The organism is Bartonella sp. bp_1, assembly GCF_055808085.1.
Genome location: NZ_CM147851.1, coordinates 696,619 through 718,356 on the forward strand (window position 1 = coordinate 696,619; position 21,738 = coordinate 718,356).

A 21,738-nucleotide genomic window follows, 5' to 3' on the forward strand; every position below is an offset into this window, starting at 1 on the left:
AATCAACAATTTTTATTGGGATAATGCATAGCAGTTAAAATTTGCTTTCTTTAAAGCGGCACATGCATCGGAAGCCGATTTTTTGTCATTAAAACCGGTGAAACGGGCACGGAAATAACGCTGACCATTTTTTTCGAAAACTTCGGTGTGCGGAGACGCTTTTCTCAGTGCAATTTTGGCCGAAGACGAGGAAGCTTTGGAAAGCATCTCGCTTGCCTGTGACTGGCTTGGTAATGAACCGATCTGGACGCTCCAGCCTGAAGATACAATGCCACGTGCTGTTGTTGGTGCTGAAGCTGTAATGACCGGATCAATATCTTTGACGATTGCATTATTCGCGGCGACAGCGGCTTGTGGTTGCTCTTTGACCGATTGTGAAGCCAGGGCGGTCAGTATGGCGCTGTCCTGTTCGCGTGCTGTTGCTGCTTTTTTCGATAAGGGGATGGGGGCTTCATGACCTGAAGGCAGATGGGAGGAGAGTGCAACATCGGTTGAAGGTGTCGCCGATACGGCGGCAACTAGTGCCGATTCTCTACCTTTGCTTTTCGTTGCCTGAGGTAGATAGCGACGCAGCAGCTCAGCCATATGGGCATCGCGTAAGCGGGCTGTACGGCCACCCATGACAACAGCAACAAGGCTTTTATTATCCATGCGCATGGAGGTTGCAACATTGAAACCAGAGGCATTGATATAACCGGTTTTTATGCCATCTACACCCTTCATGGTTTTGACCAGTGTATTATGGCTGCTGATCGTTTGACCGCGATACTGAAAGCTTTCAATCTTGAACCATGCATATTGTCTTGGAAAATGTTGGCGCAACGAAAGCGACAGGATCGCCATATCACGTGCGGTCGAATAATTGTTTGGATTCGGCAAACCTGAAGGGTTGGCGAAATTGGTGTTCATCATGCCGAGGCGACGCGCTTTTGCCGTCATCATCTGGGCGAATCGGCTTTCTGAGCCGCTGAGATATTCTGCAATAGCGGATGCTACATCATTTGCTGAACGTGTAATCAATGCCTTGGCTGCGGCCTCTGCACCAATGGTCTGGCCAGGCTTGAAACCGATCTTTGTTGGCGGACGCGAAGCGGCATGGGCTGAAACCGGAATAGGTGTATTCGGAGATACACGGCCTTCTTGCATGGCTTCAAATAACAGATAGAGCGTCATCATTTTTGTTAAGGAGGCGGGATAACGGCGTGCGTTTGCATTGACTTGAAACAAAGTTTTCCCTGAATTGGCATCAATAACGATTGCTGCATACCGATCGGCATAAATGCCGTTTGGGGTTGCTGCTTGAACATTGCCGATTCCAAAAATGGCAATCGAAGCAATAACAGCTATTTTCTGGATGGCAGGTAAGGCTCTGGAAAATGAAAAAGACACGCTGAACACCTTAAAATCAAAACAAATTAACATCTTAGACAAAATGATTGCAGGTCTGATGTATTTAATCCATCAGTCTGCTGATTGACTATAGCGTGACAGCGTTACCAATCCGTTTATAGATTGAAGCTTTTAAGGAGATGAATTTTTTCCTAGAAATGGAGTTTGGTGCAGATTAGTGCCGAGAAAAATGCCGCTTGTTGTAAACATCTGTTGCATTGCCGTCATGAGGCCTTAAAATTGGAAGATAAAATACTACATAGAAGACCATGATGAAGTTACGTAGATTCAATAGAATGCTTATAGCCCCTGTTCTGCATGAGGACAAAAACAGGTATAGGGGGAGTTCGGATCATGAAACAGGCATTGTAACGCAGACGAGAACGCGTCTGAAGAAGCCGAATCTATACCGCGTTTTGTTGCTCAATGATGATTATACGCCGATGGAATTTGTGATCATGGTTCTGGAGCGGTTCTTTAAAAAGAATCGTGAGGAAGCAACCCGTATCATGCTTAATGTCCACCATGACGGTGTCGGTGAGTGTGGGGTTTTTACTTATGAAGTAGCGGAATCGAAGGTGGCTCAGGTGATGGGTGTAGCGCGAGAAAATCAGCATCCCCTGCAATGTGTGATGGAAAAACAGTGAGGTTGTCTTATGCCGTCTTTTACATCTAGTCTTGAATTGACATTGCATCGTGCTCTGACTTTAGCCAGTGATGCGCATCATGAATATGCAACCCTTGAACATTTGCTTTTGGCTTTGATTGAGGACGAGGATGCCAGTGCTGTCATGCGGGCCTGCCGTGTTGATTTGACTGTACTTGAAAAGCGCCTTTCCGATTATGTTCAGGCCGAGTTGGAAGCTCAGATCAGTAGTGATCAGGATGACACTCGTCCGACTGCTTCTTTCCAGCGGGTCATCCAGCGTGCTGTCATTCATGTACAGTCGGCCGGTCGCGATGAGGTGTCGGGCGCCAATGTGTTGATTGCCATTTTTGCCGAGCGGGAAAGTCATGCTGCCTATTTTCTGCAGGAGCAGGGAATGACACGTTATGATGCGGTCAATTTTATTTCGCATGGAATTGCTAAGGAAGGTGTGCTGTCATTGCCAAATCATGGTGATTTGGATGATGACGATGATTTGGATGATGATTATGGTGAGCGTTTACGAAAAACACCGGATGCACTTTCTGCCTATTGCATCAACCTCAATCAAAAAGCCAAGGACGGCAAGATTGATGTGCTGATTGGACGTGACAGTGAAGTTAACCGGACAATACAGGTTCTATGTCGCCGCTCGAAAAACAATCCGCTTTTTGTCGGTGATCCCGGTGTTGGAAAAACAGCGATTGCCGAGGGACTTGCCAAGCGTATTGTTGAAGAACAGGTGCCGGAAGTACTGCGTGAGGCGGTGATTTTTTCACTCGATATGGGATCACTTGTGGCTGGTACACGCTATCGTGGTGATTTTGAAGAACGTTTAAAGCAGATTATCGTAGAGCTTGAAGCCTATCCCGGTGCGATCCTATTCATTGATGAGATCCATAATATTATTGGAGCAGGATCAACCTCGGGGGGGACGATGGATGCAGCCAATTTGTTGAAGCCGGCTTTGTCGTCGGGTGCTATCCGTTGCATGGGATCTACAACCTATAAGGAATATCGCCAGATTTTTGAAAAGGATCGTGCGCTTGCCCGACGGTTCCAGAAAATCGATATCAATGAGCCTTCTGTGCCCGATGCAATTGAAATTATGAAGGGGATTAAATCCTATTTTGAAGATTTTCATAAGTTGAAATATACAGATGATGCAATGAAAGCATCGGTTGAACTTTCATCACGTTATTTGGCGGATCGTAAATTGCCTGATAAGGCGATTGATGTTGTTGATGAGACCGGTGCAGCACAGATGCTGCTGCCCAAGAACAAGCGCAAAAAAACAATTGGTGTGAAGGAAATTGAAGCGACAATTGCAACGATGGCGCGTATTCCACCTAAAACGGTATCGCGCGATGACCGGAAGGTTTTGGCCAATCTGGAAAACGAATTAAAACGTGTTGTCTATGGGCAGGATAAAGCTATCGAAGCACTGACAGCTTCGATTAAATTGGCGCGCGCTGGATTGCGGGAACCTGAAAAACCGATTGGAAATTATCTTTTTTCTGGCCCGACAGGTGTCGGTAAGACGGAAGTTGCCAAGCAATTGGCACATTCTTTAGGTGTTGAGCTTTTACGTTTTGACATGTCGGAATATATGGAACGCCATACTATTTCACGTTTGATTGGAGCGCCTCCCGGTTATGTCGGTTTTGATCAAGGTGGCTTGTTGACCGATGCTGTGGATCAAAACCCTCATGCGGTGATTTTGTTGGATGAGGTGGAAAAAGCCCATCCTGATCTTTTCAATATATTATTGCAGGTGATGGATAATGGTCGTTTGACTGATCATAATGGCAAACAGATTGATTTCCGCAATGTCATTTTGATTATGACTACCAATGCCGGTGCTTCCGATATGGCCAAAGCAGCAATCGGCTTTGGCAAAACCCAGCGTGAGGGCGATGATGTTGAGGCTATCAACCGGCTGTTTACGCCGGAGTTCCGTAACCGCCTTGATGCGATTATTCCTTTTGCACCTTTGTCGACAACTGTTATCCATCAGGTGGTGCAGAAATTCATTTTACAGCTTGAAGCGCAGCTTGCCGATCGGGATGTCACTTTTGAATTGTCGGACGCCGCGATGAAATGGCTTGGAACAAAAGGTTATGATGAGCGCATGGGGGCACGTCCTTTGGGGCGGGTGATTCAGGAACATATCAAGAAGCCGCTGGCCGATGAGATATTGTTTGGCAAGCTCAAAAGCGGCGGTACAGTCAAGGTGCTCGTTGATAAGGATAAGCTTGCACTTGAGATATTGCCCCATCAAACATTAAAAGCACCGGCCAAAGGCAAGAAGCCAAAAACCCATGCCTGAAGTCCATCTTGATAAGGGAGAGGCGCTTATCTTAGGCTAGGGCTGCGCGGATTTTTTTAGCCTGTTCTTCCAGTTCAGCGGGATCAGCCATAGCGCCGGTATGGGGCTTAAGATCAACGCCATCAAAACGTGGAATAATATGGAAATGCAGATGATAGACGGTTTGTCCGCCGGCCTGTTCATTGAATTGCATCAAGGTAATGCCGTCGGCATTGAAAGCGCATTTGACAGCTTGTGCAATTTTTTGAACAGCAAGAATTGTTTTGGACAGTGTCTCCGGAGAGGCATCCAACAGGTTGCGTGAACTTTGACGGGGAATGACCAGCGTATGCCCTGGGCCTTGTGGCATAACATCCATAAAGGCGACAATATCGTCATCTTCGAAAACACGCACAGATGGAATTTCACCGCGCAACAATTTTGCAAAAATATTGTCATTATCATAGGCCGTCGACATATTGGCATCCTCTGTTGAATAATTTGGTTGGCCAAGAGTACCGATGAAATGTTTGTGCATCAAGGCGTTTGTTTGAATAGATAAAGTGTTAAGAAAACTATTTATTTATATGAATTGATTCTTTTTTTGGGGAGAAGCCTTCAAAAATCATCTGGTTGGCCTGGTTGGCAACAGTATCCCATTCTTTTTGTGAATGGACGGTATAGGCAAGAACAGGCAGATTAAGTTTGGTACGGACAAAGCGCGTGAAAGAGTTTGAAATATCATTTTTATCATAGGCGACAAAACTGACACTGTGGGCGAGCATGGAAAAATGGGCTTCGATATCGTTACGCTTAACACCTTTGCCGACAAGCCCATGAGGAATATTCTGGCCAGTTACAGGAAAGCGGCGCAAAATATGCTGATCTTTGGACATCATGGCGGTTTTATTATCATATTGGATAAGAAGATCGGCAACGGATGTAATAAGGCCGCTATCCTCGCCATCATTACCATGGATATCAACCAGTATAGGCGCCTTTCCGTCAATATCTTCAAGGAGTGTTTCCAGAGAGATGATTTTTTGTCCGCTGTTACCGATTTCGAACTTGCGTATTTCTGAAGAGCTTAAATCAATGATACGTTCTTTGCGGCCGATAAGACGCTGCAATGTTAAATCGTGATAGATCATTGCGACACCGTCACGCGAAAGCTGGACATCACATTCGATCACATAGCCGCGCAGAGCAGCCAGTTCGAAAGCTGGCAGTGTATTTTCCCACAGGGTTTTGTTCATGTCGTGTAGGCCGCGCGCTGCGATGGGCAGCGCGCACAGCCAGTCGGTTGTCATGATCGGGTGCCTTAAATTTCCAGAATGGCTTCGATTTCGACGGGTACATCAAGTGGTAGTGCTGCCACGCCGACAGCAGAACGAGCGTGTTTGCCAACATCGCCTAGCGCATTGACAAAAAAGTCGGAAGCGCCATTGGCAACTTGCGGAATGTCAGTAAAGCTTGGTTCGACAGCAACAAAAACATTGATTTTGGCAACACGCTTGATTTTATCAAGGTTGCCAAGAGCGGCCTTGGCCTGAGCGAGAATGTTAATAGCGCAGGCTTCAGCAGCTTTTTTACCGGTTTCGGCATTAACATTGCCGCCGACTTTACCTGTGGCAACGGCTTTCCCGTTAACAAGGGGCAACTGCCCGGAAATAAACAGCTGGTTGCCACATTTGGCTGTTGTTACGTAATTGGCAACCGGTTGTGCAGCTTCGGGAATGGTGACGCCAAGTGCTTGCAAGCGGGATTCAATAGTATTTGACATAGTGCCTCCTCTTTATTGGATGTTTTCATTCATCCATAGACGATTTTTGCTGGTAAGCAAATAGTCGCATGATCATCGTCGCGTTTTTACTCGCTTTTTGCCATTTTTCTATGCTAACGGCTTATATATATGGAGAAATGATAATGCGTGTTCAACTTTATTTGGCAAGTGTTTTAATCTGGAGCGGTGTGGCTGTAACACCTTTATACGCAGCTGATACCCCCCATTTTTCTTCACATCGGGCTGTTTATGATCTGGTCTTGGATAATGCATCGGACAAGTCTGGGATTTCCGGATTAAATGGCCGTATGGTCTATGAATTCAATGGTTCACCATGTGAAGGTTATACAACACGGTTTCGCTTTGTTACACGTATTGAGTCGAGTGAAATGCCGGTGCGCGTTTCCGATCAGCAGACAACAAGTTTTGAAAGTGCTGACGGCCGTGAGTTCAAATTTGTATCCAAGACCTATATGGATCAGGAATTAACGCAGGAAGTCGATGGTAGTGCAAGTCAGGATGGTAAAGTGATTAAGGTTCATATTACCAAGCCACACGAAAAGGATGTTGAGCTGAAGAAAGCTGATTTCCCAACGATGCAGACGTTCAATATTGTGCGTAATGCTTTGGGTGGCAAGCATTTTATGCACTCTGTTCTTTATGACGGTTCCGATACAGCTGAAAAATTGAGTGAGACAACGGTTGTATTGGGGGCGTTGAAGCGTCCTGAGGGTAGTGCGGAAGAAAAGGCCATGGGAGAGGTTGGCAAAGCTTCTTTTTGGCCGGTGACAATTTCCTATTTTGATGATGAAACCAACCCGGATGGGCTGCCTACCTATCGGACCTCTTTCAAGCTTTATGAAAATGGCGTGACCCGTGATCTGGTGATGGATTATGGCGATTTTAGCGTCAGGGGTAAACTTGTTTCACTCGAACTTTTCAAGCCTGACAAGACCGCAAAGACCTGTCAGGCAAAATAAGGTAATATCTTTTCGTTGCCTATTAGATGGCAAGGTGATCAATGATATTTTGTGCGGCAGCCAGACCTACTCGTTGAAGTGAGTCGTCTGTATTGCCACCAGTATGGGGGGAGGCAATGAAGTTGGACAATGTCAGCAATTTATTATTATGCATGACAGGTTCATCTGCGAATACATCGCTGGCGGCTGCGGCAATTCTACCAGATTGAAGTGCATTATAAAGCGCATCTTCATCAACGATTCCACCACGCGCTACATTGATCAAGAAAGCATCTTTTTTCATTAGATTGAATTGTTTTTCTCCAATCATCATTTTTGTGTCGCTGGTCAAGGGAACATGAACACTGACAATGTCGCTTTGTGATAAGACATCATCGACGGTTGCGCAGCGTTTTATGCCATAGGTTGTAAAGATATCGACTTCAGCAAAAGGATCATAGGCGCAAATTGAGCAGCCGAACCCATTTTTGAATATTTGGGCTGTTTCTTTGCCTACGCTGCCAATACCGATAAGCCCGATTGTCTTACCGCTGATTTCAATGGCTTTTTCAGGTAATTTCCAATGACCGTTTTTGATGTTGCTATCGGATTGTATCAGTTGTCGGCTTAGTGCCAGACTGAAGGCTATAACCAATTCGCTAACAGAGCGCGCATTGGCACCGGGGGTATTAGTCACTTTTACACCGGCCTGTTCGGCAGCAATGATATCAATATTGTCAAGCCCGACACCGTGTTTGGAAATTATTTTCAAGTTTTTGGCTGCTTTGATGTCAGTTGCGTGGATAGGGGCAACGCGGACAACAATAGCCCGGGCATTTTGGCGCCAGTCTGAGTTCAATGATTGTGGATAGTTCACAACGTCGAAATGCTTTTCCAGCATGTTAACAGCCGACTCGGCAATCGGATCGAGTATATAGATCATGTGATGTTCTCTTTATGATTGGCTTTGAAATGCCATGCCGGACGAGGAGGCATGGCATTTGGTTTTTAGTGGCTGGTTTTTCGTGGCTCGATCATTGTCATAAGCAGGATCAACGCCAATAATGAACAGCCTGCGAGGAAGATAAAAACGCTGTTCCAGTCATAATGATCGAGAATCCAGCCCACCACGAAGGGGGCAAAGGCACCGCCCAGCGATCCGCCGGTGTTGACGATGGAGGCGGCAAAGGGAACCTTGTTCTTTGATGCCAACCCCATAGGATAAACCAGAAAGGTTGAATAGCCTAGATTGAGCAGAATGCCGGTGACAAGGAAGAGTAGCGCAAGCAAAGTTGGATTCTCGGGCGCATGAAGCATAGTGTACATCATGCCGATTGTAGCGAAAGTGGTGATCAGCATGACAGGTTTACGGCGTTTTTTGAAGACACGATCAGATAGGATGCCACCTAAAATATTACCGATAATGGCGCCAATCCATGGAGCTGATGCGACAAAGCCCATTTTTATAATGGTAAAGTGCTTAACATTGATCAGATAGGTTGGAATCCAAGTCATAATGGCATAAGTGATGCCAACCATCAAAAAATATCCTAATGCGCAGGCCCAATTGTTCCATGAAAGTAAGATGGAACGATTGTTGTCTAGTGCTTGAATGGATTTTGTTCTGATGAGTTTATCTAGAAGCGTGTTGTCGGCTGCTTTAGTAGTGCTATTGCCATTGCTATTTGAGACGGCATCTTGTTCGTCGGCATTGATGTAATCACGTTCTTCCTGTGAAGTATGAATGCTGTCTTCAGGGTTGTCTTTGACGAGCCAAATCCATAAAGCTGCAATAATCAGACCGGGTACCGCAAATATGTAAAAAACTTCACGCCAGCCATAAAGCGCAATAATCATTGCGCAAAGAGGCGGTACGATAGCTGGAGCGACTTTAGCGGCTGACATGAAAATGCCGGTAGCGAGACCTTTTTCCTTGGCGGGGAACCAGCGATTAATGACTGATATAATACCGATATTGATAGGGCCTTCGGCTGCGCCTAAGAGGCCGCGGGCGAATTTTAATTGCAGGACAGAATGTGTCATGCCGATGAAGAGTGTTGCTAGAGATGTTAGGATAAGGGAACCGGTTAATAGTTTTTGGATACCAAATCGGCTGAAACAATAACCTGCAGGTATTTGAATAATGGCGTATGTTATATAGAAAAGACTGGCAAGTGCGCCGATATCTGTATTGCTGAGGTGGTATTCATTTTTGATGAATGGAACGACCACGCCGATATTTGCACGGTCAGCACCGGCTATCAAATAGGCAAGGAAAAATATAAGGGCAATGATCCAGCGAAATGCGGATTTATTTTTTTTTGCAGGTGTCATAGAGTCTTCCCCTGATTGTCATTTTGAATAGGCGTTTTTGTAGGTGCCGTCAGCAATGGAGCGCAGGATATCTGCTTCTTTTTCGATTTGGGCTTGAACTTTGATCAGAAGAGATTCTGCAATTTCTTGTGAAAAAGCGACAACGCCATCAAGGTCGGCGACGACGATATCACCGGGCGAGATCAAAAGCTCTCCAATGTTGATGGGAACATTGATCGCCCCAGGTCCATCTTTGTACGGGCCACGATGATTGGCTGCGATGGCATAACAGGGAAAGCTGTTTTCACATATGGCATCACAATCGCGCAATGCGCCGTTTATGATGAGTCCGCTGGCATGGCGTGATGCTGCAATGGAGGAAATTATTTCCCCGATAAGGGCGCGTGAAGTATCGCCTTCGCCATCAACGACAAGTACATCGCCCGGGCGAATAATCTCTAACGCTTCATGAATGGCTTTATTGTCACCCGCGCGCGTTTTGACCGTAACAGCAGTACCAACCAGACGTCCGCTATATTTATGAAAATGATGAATGGAACTGCAGCCGGGTAACCGTTCTAGATTGTCGCTGATAATAGATGTGGCAACATTTTTATAGGCTTTTATCAAGCTGGGTTTGGCAGGCGATGCAGATGGGTTCATTGCAATTGCGGCCATTTTTTCCTCCTCTTAAATATTCTAAGGATCGTGTTATGACGATTGTCACGAATAGAAAAGAGATAAATAAATATTATTTATCATGAAAATAAAATATCATTTAGAATAATGTTTTTTGATTTTTTATGATTTTATTGGATGTAATGACTTTTTACGATTAAATTAGGCATATAGATTCGATCTATTTATATTTTTTAGGAATGATAAATGTCGGCTTTAACGATAAAACAGCTTGAAGCGCTTTATTGGATTGTAGAATTGGGAAGTTTCGAACGTGCTGCAATGAAGCTTAATACATCGCAATCAGCGATTTCGAAAAGAATTAGAGAGCTTGAGGCCATTGTTAATCAGGAGTTGTTCGATCGCTCCAAGCGAACGGCTGTACTGACACCTGTCGGTGAAAGAGTGTTATCTACCGCTGTGCAGGTTCTGGATATTGAACTTGATATTTTGAATATTGGAACATCAACTACGATTCCGATCAATCGTTTGCGGTTGGGTATAACAGAGTTGACAGCCATGACATGGTTTCCTCTTTTTGTCCAAGAGGCAAAGGCACGATTTCCCCACTTGTCTATTGAGCCTCAGGTTCAGGCGAGTCGGTTATTGATGAGTCAGCTTGAGGACGGCAAGGTTGATATGGTGGTGGCGCCTGATGTTTTTTCCAACGGGGAATTGCAGGTTGTCCGTTTGGGAGAATTATCCAATGTATGGATGGCCAAACCCGGGTTGGTTGATCTGGATCATGTTCGTACGCTCGATGATCTGACGCGATATCGTGTTCTGGTGCAGGGAGGTGAATCCGGTCTTGGTATCAGCTATAATCGGTTTTTGCGGATGAATGGTGTTGTGTTTCCCCATATTATGACAGCTGATAATCTTGTGGCGTTGCTTGGTCTGACTGTTGCTGGGCTTGGTGTTTCCTATCTGCCTCGGCATTGCTTTCGCGGATTGATCTCACAGCAGAAGTTGGAGATGATACCGGTGCAGCCGATGTTGCCACCGGTGGCCTATAGTGCATTTTATCATGGTGAGAGGATTGGCGGGTTTCTGACGCAGATAGCCGATATGATGTGCGATTTGTGTGATTTTAGGGTGGCGCTGCAGACATAAGTCTCGTTAAAGAGCGTAAGGCTCTTGTCTTTTTCATGTGGAACATGTAAGAGACCCCCATTCCACACACGGAAAATGGGTATAGGCGGGAGAAATCCGCCTGTTTCCGCCGGTGGCAGATATCTGCCAATTTCCGTGGAGGTTCAACCGGAAAGGATTAAAACAATGGCATTGCCCGATTACTCAATGCGCCAATTGCTTGAAGCTGGCGTTCACTTTGGTCACCAGACACATCGCTGGAACCCTAAAATGGCTCCTTATATCTATGGAGCGCGCAACAACATCCATATTATTGACCTTGCACAGACTGTGCCGTTGCTACATCAGGCACTTAAAGTTGTGTCGGATACAGTTGCACGTGGTGGTCGTGTGTTGTTTGTTGGCACCAAGCGTCAGGCTTCCGATATCATTGCCGATGCAGCCAGCCGCTCGGCCCAGTATTATGTCAATGCCCGTTGGCTCGGTGGTATGCTGACCAACTGGAAGACGATTTCCAATTCAATTCAACGTCTGCGCAAGGTTGATGAAATTTTGGCCAGCGAAGCACAGGGCTTCACCAAGAAAGAGCGCCTTAATCTTGATCGCGAACGTGAAAAACTCAATCGTGCTTTGGGTGGTATTAAGGATATGGGTTCGGTTCCCGATCTGATCTTCATTATTGATACCAATAAGGAAGCGATTGCTATTCAGGAAGCTAAGCGACTGGGTATTCCGGTTGTTGCGGTTATTGATACCAATTGCGATCCTGACAGCATTGATTATCCGATTCCAGGCAATGATGACGCATCACGTGCAATTGCACTTTATTGCGATTTGGTTGCCAAGGCAGCGCTTGACGGTATTGCTCGTCAGCAGGGTTCGATGGGCGTTGATCTTGGAGCACAGGCCGAAGCTCCGGCCGAGCCGGCTCTGGCAGAAGCCCCGACTGCTGAATAATAGCCTTGGCAAAGAAGCATCTGCTGTCTTTGCCACTGTAAATTGCGGCAAACGGGCATAGGAGGAAAACCTCTTTTGCCCGCTTTGTCTTTTAAGGGCGTTTGTTGTCAAACGGGATTATCCAGTTCGCAGGCGTCATGTTTTTAAAAAAAATCGAGAGGCATAGAATGAGCATTTCCGCTGCACAGGTAAAAGAACTGCGTGAATTGACTGGCGCAGGTATGATGGATTGTAAAGCTGCTTTGGGTGAAACCAACGGCGATATGGAAGCGGCCGTTGATTGGCTGCGCAAAAAAGGGATTGCAAAGGCCGATAAGAAGGCTGGTCGTACAGCGGCCGAAGGTTTGATCGGTGTTGCATCCAATGGTGAGACTGCAGTTCTGATTGAAATCAATTCGGAAACAGACTTTGTTGCCCGTAACGATGCCTTTCAGGATATTGTCCGTAATGTTGCTCAGGCCGCTCTTGATACGGATGGTTCTGTGGATGCGGTTTCCAATGTAACCTATCCGGGAGCGACGAAGTCTGTTGCTGATACGATCAAGGATGCTATTGGTACAATTGGTGAAAACATGGCATTCCGCCGTTCAGCTATGCTGAATGTCAAGCCGGGCGTTGTTGCAACCTATATCCATAATGGCGTTGCTGATGGTTTGGGTAAAATGGGTGTTCTGGTTGCTATTGAAACCGAAGGTGATAAAGACGCGGCAATCGCTTTTGGTCGCCAGATTGCTATGCATGTTGCTGCAACCAATCCACTGGCCTTAACGCCTGCCGAAGTTGATCCGGCCGCTGTTGAACGTGAAAAAGAAATTTTCTCTGATCAGGCCCGCCAGAGTGGCAAGCCGGAAAATATCATTGAAAAGATGGTTGAAGGACGGTTGCGCAAGTTCTACGAGGAAGTTGTGCTGTTGTCACAGGCTTTTGTTATGAATCCTGATCTCTCGGTTGAAGCCGCTTTGAAGGAAGCTGAAAAAACAATTGGCAAGCCAGCCAAAATTGTTGGCTTTGTCCGTTTTGCACTGGGTGAAGGTGTTGAAAAAGAAGAAACCGACTTCGCTGCTGAGGTTGCAGCTGCGGCCAAGGGATAATGTCGTGAATATTGCGATGTTGAACGCATAATTATCAAGGGCATCGCGTGACAACGCGGTGCCCTTCGTGTATCGAGAGTGCTAGCGTATTCCTAGATGTGGGAGCTGCCTTTAAGGATAAGGCACACGCTAAAAGAATAATGAATGCATGGTTTAGCGTGCATTATCAAGAATTCGGAGACAAGGTCATGGCTGCCAAACCACTTTATAAGCGCGTCTTGTTGAAAGCCTCCGGTGAAGCATTGATGGGCGAGCAGAGCTTCGGGATTGATGTTTCTGTTGTTGACCGTATTGCCGCTGATATTGCGGCGGCGCGCCAGTTAGGTGTCGAAGTCGGCGTGGTGATTGGTGGTGGTAATATTTTTCGTGGTGTTGCTGTGGCTTCACGGGGGGGAGACCGTGTTACCGGCGATCATATGGGGATGTTGGCAACAGCGATCAATTCATTGGCCTTGCGGACATCTCTGACGAAGCTGGGTATAGATGCTGTTGTTTTGTCAGCGATTGCCATGCCGCAGATTTCTGAAAGTTTTTCACAGCGCAAGGCAATGGCTTATATGGGGCATGGCAAAGTGGTTATCTTCGCCGGCGGTACAGGCAATCCATTTTTTACAACTGATTCAGCTGCAGCTCTTCGTGCCGCAGAAATCGGTGCGGATGTGTTGTTGAAAGGTACGCAGGTTGATGGCATTTACTCTGCAGATCCTAAAAAAGATCCGACAGCTACCCGTTTTGATCGCCTGACACATGAAGATGTATTAAGTCGCGGCTTGGCTGTTATGGATACGACTGCCGTTGCCTTGGCACGTGAAAACAATATTCCTATTGTTGTCTATTCTATTCATGAAGCAGGTGGTTTGGCACGTGTTTTGGATGGTAGCGGACGCTTTACAATTGTATCGGACCAGAAATAATGCATAAGCTGCGTTAAGTGCAGTGAATAAGGAGCATATTGATGAGTGGAGCTATGGATATTAGTGACCTGAAACGTCGGATGGAAGGAGCTGTTAACGCGTTCAAACATGAGTTGAACGGTTTACGCACAGGGCGTGCTTCGGTTTCACTTCTTGAGCCAGTTATGGTTGAAGCTTATGGTTCATCCGTTCCGTTGAATACTGTTGCTAATATCTCGGTGCCTGAAGCTCGTATGTTATCGGTTTCGGTTTGGGATAAAAGTATGGTAGGTGCTGTCGAGCGCGGCATTCGTGAATCGAATCTTGGTCTTAATCCTATTACAGATGGTACAACCTTGCGCATACCTTTGCCCGAGCTGAATGAAGAGCGCCGTCGTGAACTGGTTAAGGTTGCCCATCAATATGCCGAGGCTGCACGTGTTGCAGCGCGGCATGTGCGTCGTGATGGCATGGACAATCTTAAAAAAGCGGAAAAAGATGGTGAAATCAGCCAAGATGACAGCCGTAGCCAGTCCGATAAGGTGCAGAAGCTAACGGACGAAACAATTGCCGATATCGATAAGATCTTGAGTGAAAAAGAAGTTGAGATCATGCAGGTCTGATTCTGCGAAAGGTGCAGTTTTTAATGTCGGATCCCCGTCATATCGCTATTATTATGGATGGCAATGGCCGTTGGGCGCAGCAACGCAAGTTGCCGCGTATTGCAGGACATAAGGCGGGGATGGAGACCTTACATAAGATTGTCCGTTACGCTGGCGAGCGCGGCCTTGAATGGCTGACCCTTTTTGCCTTTTCATCGGAAAATTGGTCTCGTCCGAATGAAGAAGTCATTCATTTGATGGGTTTGCTGAAATTTTTTATCCGTCGTGATTTGAGTGAGCTTCATAGCCGCAATGTGCGTATTCTTGTGATTGGTGGAAAAGACAATCTGCCGGATGATATTGCAAAAATGTTGCAGGAAGCAACAGATATGACAGCAGATAATAGCGGTCTTAATCTTGTTATTGCATTCAACTATGGCGCACGGCAGGAAATTGCACGGGCTGCCAGACGTATTGCGATTGCGGTCGAACGTGGTGAGTTGAAGTCTTGCAATGTTACTGGTGATACAGTCTCGTCCTATCTGGATACTGCGGATATGCCTGATCCTGATTTGATTATTCGCACCAGTGGTGAGATGCGTCTATCCAATTTTCTGCTTTGGCAGGCTGCTTATGCAGAAATGTATTTTACCGATGTTTTTTGGCCTGATTTCTCACCCCAGGATTTTGATCGGGCGATTATGGCCTATCGTTGTCGTGATAGACGATTTGGTGCGCTTGGTGCTGATGAAGAGCGCCGGAGTGCTTTATTGTGAAGATATGGCGCTATAGCATGGTAGTGGGTGGTTGCAGTGTGAAAAAGCGGGGTAGAGGCTGATGTCTAATCTTGTGCTACGTGTAATCACGGCCGTTGTTTTTTCAGCCGTTGCCTTATGGATGACATGGGTAGGCGGGGTGCCTTTTGCTATTTTTGCATGCGTGATCGGTGCGGCTGTCTATTATGAGTGGATAAATCTGTCAGCCCAACATTACCGTATGATGACAACAGTCATCGGTGTCGTCTGCTATGCTGTTCTTGCCTATTTGCTGATTGCCGATTATGCCGCGTGGCTGCTTTTCAGTCTGGTTGGTGCTTCAGCGCTTTTATTGGCATTGTTTTCCGGCCGCTCTGCCGGTTGGGTGGCTGGTGGCTTTTTATATGCAACAATACCGACAATATCATTAGCGCTGTTGCGCGGGGATGAACCTGCCGGTTTTGGCACGATCATTTTTCTTTATGCTGTTGTATGGGGAACAGATATTGCCGCCTATTTCAATGGCCGGGCCTTAGGTGGGCCTAAGCTGGCGCCTCGGCTTTCTCCAAATAAAACATGGTCGGGTGCCGTTGGCGGTGCAATAGCTGGCGTTGCCGGTGGAATGTTGGTTGCTTATCTTGCTATGGATACGACACCGGCAAATATAATCGTTCCTTTGCTGGCTTTTGTTCTGTCTGTCGTGTCGCAAATGGGCGATATTGGTGAATCATGGGTCAAACGACATTTTAATGTCAAGGATTCAGGGCGCCTTCTGCCTGGACATGGCGGATTTATGGATCGGGTTGATGGGCTTGTTTGTGCCGCCGTGATTCTTTACCTTGTCTGTGCGTTCTGTTCGGATGCGCAGGTTCCCTCCAATTTTTTTAATCTGGTATAGAGGTCGAATGTTGGAATCTGTTGATCTCTTTTCATTGTTGGTAATTGTTCTACGCCTATTCGGCGTTATTGCCGCAGTATTGACGATTATTTTTGTTCATGAATTCGGTCATTATATTGTCGGGCGCTGGTGTGGCATTGGTGCTTCTGCTTTCTCGCTGGGGTTTGGGCCGGAATTATGCGGTTATACGGATAAACGGGGAACGCGTTGGCGTTTGGCTTTGATTCCGCTTGGCGGCTATGTCAAATTTATCGGTGATGAGGATGCTGCGAGCATGCCGGGGGCACATGATAATAAGATCATGCCGGCCAATGCTTTTCCTGTTGTTGGGCCTTGGCGGCGGGCGGCGACCGTTTTTGCCGGTCCGTTTTTCAATGCCATTTTTACAGTCGTGGTTTTGAGTTTCTTTTTCTTTTTATACGGGCGTCAGGTTACAGAGCCGGTTGTCGGGACTTTGTTGCCTAATATGCCGTCGGTCGAGGCTGGCTTACAGTCCGGAGACCGGTTTGTCAAAATGGCAGGCGATACGGTTGAAAGCTTTGAAGATCTACAGGCCTATATTTCTTTGCATAGCGGTGATCCGATTGATTTTACGATAGAGCGCCAGGGGCGTATGCTGGATATGACGATTACGCCGTTGCGGGATGAGCGTGATGACGGCTTTGGCAATAAAACCCGTATTGGCCTTATTGGTGTGACGCCGCCGCTTAATCCTGCCGATGGCCGTACGGTTGATCCAGCTTATGTTAAGCGGGTTCATTACTCACTCTTACAAGCCGCGAATGAAGGGCTGGATCAGGCCGTCTTTATTGTGACCCAGACGATCCATGTCGTTGGACGGTTGATTACTGGACGTGAGGACCGTTGTCAGCTGAGTGGTCCGACAAAGACAGGCAAGATTGCTTGGCAAATCAGCGAGTTTGGCTTTGTTTCTCTTTTGAACTTTACGGCCTTCTTGTCTATCAGTATTGGTCTGGTCAATCTTTTCCCGATTCCGCCGCTTGATGGCGGTCATCTTGTCTTTTATGTGGCTGAAGGGCTGATGGGGCGGCCAGTGCCGCAAAAAATACAGGCGATTATTTTCCGAATCGGTATGTTTTTGGTGTTCGCTTTTATGGTTTTTGCGGTTTCCAATGACTATTTTCCGTGTTAAAGCGTCGGCGTGGATGATCTAAAGGGATGAAATTGCTGATATTTGCTGTTTTTTTGCAAAAAACAGTGAATTTTGTTTACCATATTTGTCTTTTGGCGTGACATCCATGCCACGGTTGCGCAAGAACTACTGAGGATTTTGATCTGGGGTCTTGCTTGTGTGAAAAAAACCGTTATTAGGGTAGACAAGTATTTTCCGGCGTAAGATCGGTAAAGAATAAAAGAAACAAGGGTAAAGAGCCAATGAAGGCGAATTCTAAATTTCTTGCTGCAGCTTCTGCAGTGGCCATGTCAGTTGCTTTGGCGGTTCCTGCAACAGTTGCAGTGTCGTTGGCATCTATAACAACAGCCGATGCGGCAACTGTTCGCAGTATTGAGGTGCGCGGTAATCAACGTGTTGATTCTGCGACGGTGCGCGAGCACATCAATATTAAGGTTGGCAAGAATTTTTCCAATAATGACATTGATGAAAGTGTTAAAAATCTTTTCGCGATGGGCGTCTTTTCAGATGTGACCATGCGTCAGGTCGGCAATACGCTTGTGATCAATGTTAAGGAATATGAAGTCGTCAATCAGGTTCTTTTCCAAGGTAACAAGAAAATCAAGGATCCTGATCTTCAGCGTTATCTTTCGTTGAAGCCACGCGAATCTTTTGATCTTGTTAAATTGAAAAATGATGAGCAGACAATTCGTGATGCCTATTCTTCAACAGGTCGTAATGATGTAACCGTTAATGCCCGTACAGTTGATCTGGGGCAGGGCCGTGTCAATGTTGTCTTCCAGATTTCTGAAGGCAAGAAAACCAAAATCGGTAGCATCACTTTTGAAGGCAACAAAGCTTTCGGTGATCGTCGTTTGCGCGATGTTATCGCAACAAAAAAATCGAACTTTATGTCATGGATGACCCGTGGCGATGTTTATAGTGAAGATCGTCTTGCCGCTGATAGCGAAGCATTGCGCCGTTTCTATTTCAATCGCGGCTATGCGGATTTCCAGGTTGTTTCCTCTCAGGCTACTTTTGACGAAGCTCAAAACAAGTATGATATTACTTTCGTTGTTGACGAAGGTGCCAAATATAAGCTTGGTGATATTTCTGTCGAAAGCACCGTTGATGGTGTTGATACAGCGACCATGAATGGTGTTTTGAAGACCAAACCGGGTCAGACTTATAATGCCAAGCGCATTGAAGATACGGTTCTGGCTTTGAATGATCGTGTTGCGGATTCCGGTTATGCTTTTGCCAAGGTTGAGCCGCGTGGTGATCGTGATTTTGAAAATCATACAATTTCGATTGCCTATAATATCGATCAGGGTCCGCGCGCTTACGTCGAACGCATTGAGATTCGTGGTAATGATAAGACACGCGATTATGTTATCCGTCGTGAATTTGATGTGAGTGAAGGTGACGCTTTTAATCAGACGATTGTTCAGCGCGCTAAGCGTCGTCTTGAAGGTCTTGGCTTCTTCCAGACAGTGAATGTAACGACGGCGCCCGGTTCTGAACCGGATCAGGTAATTCTTGTTGTTGATGTGACTGAAAAATCGACGGGTGAATTCTCGATCGGTGGTGGTTATACAACAGGGGGTGAAAGCCCGGGTGCTTCGGTTGAAGGTTCAATCACCGAACGTAACTTCCTTGGTCGTGGCCAGTATTTCCGTATTGGTGCCGGCTTCGGTGAAGACGATGCCCGTAATTATAGCCTGTCATTCACAGAGCCTTATTTCCTCGGCTATCGTTTGTCAGCCGGTTTTGATCTGTTCCGTAATACATACCGTATGAATGACGATTATGATGTCAAGCAGACGGGCGGTACAATCCGCTTCGGTGTTCCTGTAACGGATCAGTTGACAGCTTCGATTGCTTATAATTACAGCCAGGAAGAATATGATCTGGATCGTAGCGGCTATTATAGTAAGCTGGTTGATCAGAAGGGTCGCGAAAAAGAGTATTGGCAGGCAGAGGATTATTCCGGTGCCATTATTCAGGCCTCAAAGAATAGTCCATGGGTTCGTTCATCAATTAGTTATGGTCTGACCTATAATACCATCGACAATATGAAGACCCCGCATGACGGTCTGTTTATTCGTGCAACGCAGGAATATGCTGGTATTGGCGGTGATGCTGATTACCTGAAGACATCGGGTAAGGCGATGATGTATAAGACATTGTCGGAACAGCTTGATATTGTCGGTTTGGTGTCTGCCGGTGGTGGCTATATTCATGAATTCGGCGATGATGGTGCTCGTGTTTTTGATATGTTCAAAGGCAGCACAGACATGATCCGTGGTTTCAAATATAACGGTATCGGTCCACGTCAAAAATCTAGAAATGGCGATAAATACTTCCTCGGTGGGACAACCTATATGAATGCTACAACCGAAGTGCAGTTCCCGATGCCTGTTGTGCCTGAAAGCCTCGGTATGCGCGGTGCATTTTTCGCAGATGCTGCAACGCTGTATGACTCAAGTTACGATAAACAATATTCTTGGGAAAACGATGTTACGGGCGACAGCAGCGCATGGCGTGCTTCAGCCGGTGTCAGCTTGATGTGGGCATCTCCGTTTGGTCCATTGCGCTTTGACTATGCATGGCCGATTGCTAAAGAAAAGGGTGATCGTACCCAGGCCTTTAATTTTGGTGTTTCAACCAAGTTCTAATAGATATTTTCTTCCGGTTCTCGTACCGGAAGAGAAAGTGGTTTGATGGCGGATCCTGTATTTTTTACGCCGTCACGGCAATTGACTGTAGGGGAAGCAGCGGAATTGACCGGTGCTTCCCTTCGTCATCTTGACCTGGCGCAAACAAAAATTGAGCGACTGTCTTCGCTGGTCAATAGCGGGCCGGGTTCGCTCGTTTTTGTCGAGAATAAAAAACATACGAGTTCTTTAAAAAATATTGCCGCAGCGGCTGTTCTATGTCCGCCTGATCTTGTTTCGAAGATTCCAGACGGTATTGCCGTGCTTGTAACATCTTCGCCGCAACGTGACTTTTCCATGATTGGTAGAGTCTTATACCCGAACGCAGTTCTTTCCGGTACATCCTTCGGCGATGTCGGTATTTCAAAACAGGCTTTCATCCATCCTGAAGCACGCATTGAAAAAGGTGCAACAGTCGAGGCCGGGGCTGTTGTTGGACGCAATGTAGAAATTGGTGCCGGTACGATTGTTTGTTCTACGGCGGTTATCGGTGAAAATTGTCGGGTTGGACGTGATTGCTATATTGCTGCAGGGGCATCGGTTCATTTTTCGTTGCTTGGTAATCGCGTTTATCTTTATGCTGGCGTGCGTATCGGGCAGGATGGCTTCGGTTATGTAACGGGTGAAAACGGAATTGAAAAAGTCCCGCAGCTTGGCCGTGTTATTATTCAGGATGATGTTGAAATTGGTGCCAATACAACAATTGATCGTGGTGCACTTGATGATACGATTATTGGTGAAGGTACAAAGATCGATAATTTGGTACAAATTGCCCATAATGTAAAAATCGGTCGTCATTGCGTGATTGTCGCTCTTGCCGGGATTGCTGGTAGTTGCACGATTGGAGACGGAACACAAATTGGTGGGCGTGCAGGCCTTGCTCCGCATTTGAAAATTGGTTCACAAGTACAGATTGCTGCTGCAAGCGGTGTTATGAACGATATACCGGACGGTGAAAAATGGGGTGGTACACCTGCCCGTCCATTCAAACAATGGTTCCGTGAGGTTGCGGCTTTGCGCAATATCGGAAAGTCTACTCGGGAGAGATAGAATGAATACCTCTATTGAAAATAACGCGCTGGAATCAGCTGATATTATAAAGTTATTGGCGACATTGCCGCATCGTTATCCATTTTTATTGATTGATCGTATTGTTGATATCAATGGTGATGAATCAGCAACCGGTATTAAGAACGTTACGATTAATGAACCGCACTTTACCGGCCATTTTCCTGAAAACCCGATTATGCCGGGTGTGCTGATAATTGAAGCAATGGCACAGACAGCCGGTGCTATTTCTTTGCTTAGCCGTGGCGCGGACAAGCCGGGAATTGTTTATTTTATGACGATTGATAATGCCAAGTTCCGTAAACCTGTTGTGCCGGGAGACCAATTGAAACTTTATGTTAAAAAGTTGAAACAACGTGGCGGCATATCCAAATATGAATGTACGGCAGAGGTTGATGGTTTTAAAGTTGCTGAAGCTGAAGTCGCCGCAATGATTGCGGTCGCAGAAGAGGCCTGA

The 21,738-nt window shown here is 46.3% G+C and carries 21 protein-coding genes; 14 read left to right on the forward strand and 7 right to left on the reverse strand.

Annotated elements, in window-relative coordinates; translation table 11 throughout:
* Positions 1-12 precede the first annotated feature (12 nt).
* A complete protein-coding gene (locus tag ACYZ97_RS03500; RefSeq protein WP_473300106.1) occupies positions 13-1,389 on the reverse strand; it encodes a serine hydrolase in 1,377 nt (458 codons plus the stop codon).
* Positions 1,390-1,685: 296 nt separating this feature from the next.
* Here ACYZ97_RS03500 and clpS point away from each other — a divergent pair, with 296 nt between their 5' ends.
* Entirely contained in the window at positions 1,686-2,036 is a 351-nt protein-coding gene (clpS, locus tag ACYZ97_RS03505; RefSeq protein ID WP_473300107.1) for an ATP-dependent Clp protease adapter ClpS, read from the forward strand.
* A 9-nt stretch (positions 2,037-2,045) separates the two neighbouring features.
* Complete coding sequence (clpA, locus tag ACYZ97_RS03510) at positions 2,046-4,364, forward strand: ATP-dependent Clp protease ATP-binding subunit ClpA (protein WP_473300108.1); 2,319 nt, start codon at positions 2,046-2,048, stop codon at positions 4,362-4,364.
* A 31-nt stretch (positions 4,365-4,395) separates the two neighbouring features.
* Here the strand turns inward: clpA and ACYZ97_RS03515 are convergent, their stop codons facing one another.
* The 3 genes from ACYZ97_RS03515 to ACYZ97_RS03525 all read right to left on the reverse strand — a co-directional run bounded on the left by ACYZ97_RS03515 (position 4,396) and on the right by ACYZ97_RS03525 (position 6,126).
* Complete coding sequence (locus ACYZ97_RS03515; protein WP_473300109.1) at positions 4,396-4,821, reverse strand: HIT family protein; 426 nt, start codon at positions 4,819-4,821, stop codon at positions 4,396-4,398.
* Between the two features lie 97 nt (positions 4,822-4,918).
* A complete protein-coding gene (locus ACYZ97_RS03520; protein WP_473300110.1) occupies positions 4,919-5,653 on the reverse strand; it encodes a glycerophosphodiester phosphodiesterase family protein in 735 nt (244 codons plus the stop codon).
* A gap of 11 nt (positions 5,654-5,664) precedes the next feature.
* Positions 5,665-6,126, reverse strand: a complete 462-nt coding sequence (locus ACYZ97_RS03525) for a RidA family protein (protein ID WP_473300111.1) — start codon at positions 6,124-6,126, stop codon at positions 5,665-5,667.
* Positions 6,127-6,269: 143 nt separating this feature from the next.
* On the opposite strand from ACYZ97_RS03525, the gene ACYZ97_RS03530 reads away from it, so the two are divergent.
* On the forward strand, positions 6,270-7,106 hold the full coding sequence (locus ACYZ97_RS03530) for a cell envelope integrity EipB family protein (RefSeq protein WP_473300112.1): 837 nt from the start codon (positions 6,270-6,272) through the stop codon (positions 7,104-7,106).
* Between the two features lie 22 nt (positions 7,107-7,128).
* Here the strand turns inward: ACYZ97_RS03530 and ACYZ97_RS03535 are convergent, their stop codons facing one another.
* From ACYZ97_RS03535 to ACYZ97_RS03545, 3 genes are all read right to left on the reverse strand, one after another.
* On the reverse strand, positions 7,129-8,028 hold the full coding sequence (locus ACYZ97_RS03535) for a hydroxyacid dehydrogenase (RefSeq protein WP_473300113.1): 900 nt from the start codon (positions 8,026-8,028) through the stop codon (positions 7,129-7,131).
* Positions 8,029-8,093: 65 nt separating this feature from the next.
* Positions 8,094-9,419, reverse strand: coding sequence for an MFS transporter (locus ACYZ97_RS03540; protein WP_473300114.1), 1,326 nt, complete (start codon positions 9,417-9,419; stop codon positions 8,094-8,096).
* Between the two features lie 18 nt (positions 9,420-9,437).
* Positions 9,438-10,076 (reverse strand): RraA family protein, encoded by a 639-nt coding sequence (locus ACYZ97_RS03545; protein ID WP_473300115.1) that lies wholly within the window; start codon positions 10,074-10,076, stop codon positions 9,438-9,440.
* Positions 10,077-10,283: 207 nt separating this feature from the next.
* On the opposite strand from ACYZ97_RS03545, the gene ACYZ97_RS03550 reads away from it, so the two are divergent.
* The 11 genes from ACYZ97_RS03550 to fabZ all read left to right on the forward strand — a co-directional run bounded on the left by ACYZ97_RS03550 (position 10,284) and on the right by fabZ (position 21,738).
* Positions 10,284-11,189, forward strand: a complete 906-nt coding sequence (locus ACYZ97_RS03550) for a LysR family transcriptional regulator (protein WP_473300116.1) — start codon at positions 10,284-10,286, stop codon at positions 11,187-11,189.
* Between the two features lie 165 nt (positions 11,190-11,354).
* Positions 11,355-12,125, forward strand: coding sequence for a 30S ribosomal protein S2 (gene rpsB, locus ACYZ97_RS03555; protein ID WP_473300117.1), 771 nt, complete (start codon positions 11,355-11,357; stop codon positions 12,123-12,125).
* Between the two features lie 167 nt (positions 12,126-12,292).
* Positions 12,293-13,216 carry a translation elongation factor Ts gene (gene tsf, locus ACYZ97_RS03560; protein WP_473300118.1) on the forward strand — a complete coding sequence of 308 codons (924 nt, stop codon included), beginning with the start codon at positions 12,293-12,295 and terminating at the stop codon, positions 13,214-13,216.
* Positions 13,217-13,404: 188 nt separating this feature from the next.
* Positions 13,405-14,130: a UMP kinase gene (gene pyrH, locus ACYZ97_RS03565; RefSeq protein ID WP_473300119.1), complete on the forward strand. Its 726-nt coding sequence runs from the start codon at positions 13,405-13,407 to the stop codon at positions 14,128-14,130.
* A 41-nt stretch (positions 14,131-14,171) separates the two neighbouring features.
* Complete coding sequence (frr, locus tag ACYZ97_RS03570) at positions 14,172-14,732, forward strand: ribosome recycling factor (RefSeq protein WP_473300120.1); 561 nt, start codon at positions 14,172-14,174, stop codon at positions 14,730-14,732.
* Between the two features lie 23 nt (positions 14,733-14,755).
* A complete protein-coding gene (locus tag ACYZ97_RS03575) occupies positions 14,756-15,487 on the forward strand; it encodes an isoprenyl transferase (RefSeq protein ID WP_473300121.1) in 732 nt (243 codons plus the stop codon).
* Between the two features lie 61 nt (positions 15,488-15,548).
* Positions 15,549-16,364: a phosphatidate cytidylyltransferase gene (locus ACYZ97_RS03580; RefSeq protein ID WP_473300122.1), complete on the forward strand. Its 816-nt coding sequence runs from the start codon at positions 15,549-15,551 to the stop codon at positions 16,362-16,364.
* Between the two features lie 7 nt (positions 16,365-16,371).
* On the forward strand, positions 16,372-17,517 hold the full coding sequence (rseP, locus tag ACYZ97_RS03585; RefSeq protein ID WP_473300123.1) for an RIP metalloprotease RseP: 1,146 nt from the start codon (positions 16,372-16,374) through the stop codon (positions 17,515-17,517).
* Between the two features lie 242 nt (positions 17,518-17,759).
* The gene (gene bamA / locus ACYZ97_RS03590) at positions 17,760-20,174 is read left to right on the forward strand and encodes an outer membrane protein assembly factor BamA (protein ID WP_473300124.1); all 2,415 of its coding nucleotides are present in this window, start codon (positions 17,760-17,762) and stop codon (positions 20,172-20,174) included.
* Positions 20,175-20,219: 45 nt separating this feature from the next.
* Positions 20,220-21,263: a UDP-3-O-(3-hydroxymyristoyl)glucosamine N-acyltransferase gene (lpxD, locus tag ACYZ97_RS03595; RefSeq protein WP_473300125.1), complete on the forward strand. Its 1,044-nt coding sequence runs from the start codon at positions 20,220-20,222 to the stop codon at positions 21,261-21,263.
* Between the two features lies 1 nt (position 21,264).
* Positions 21,265-21,738, forward strand: coding sequence for a 3-hydroxyacyl-ACP dehydratase FabZ (gene fabZ, locus ACYZ97_RS03600; protein WP_473300126.1), 474 nt, complete (start codon positions 21,265-21,267; stop codon positions 21,736-21,738).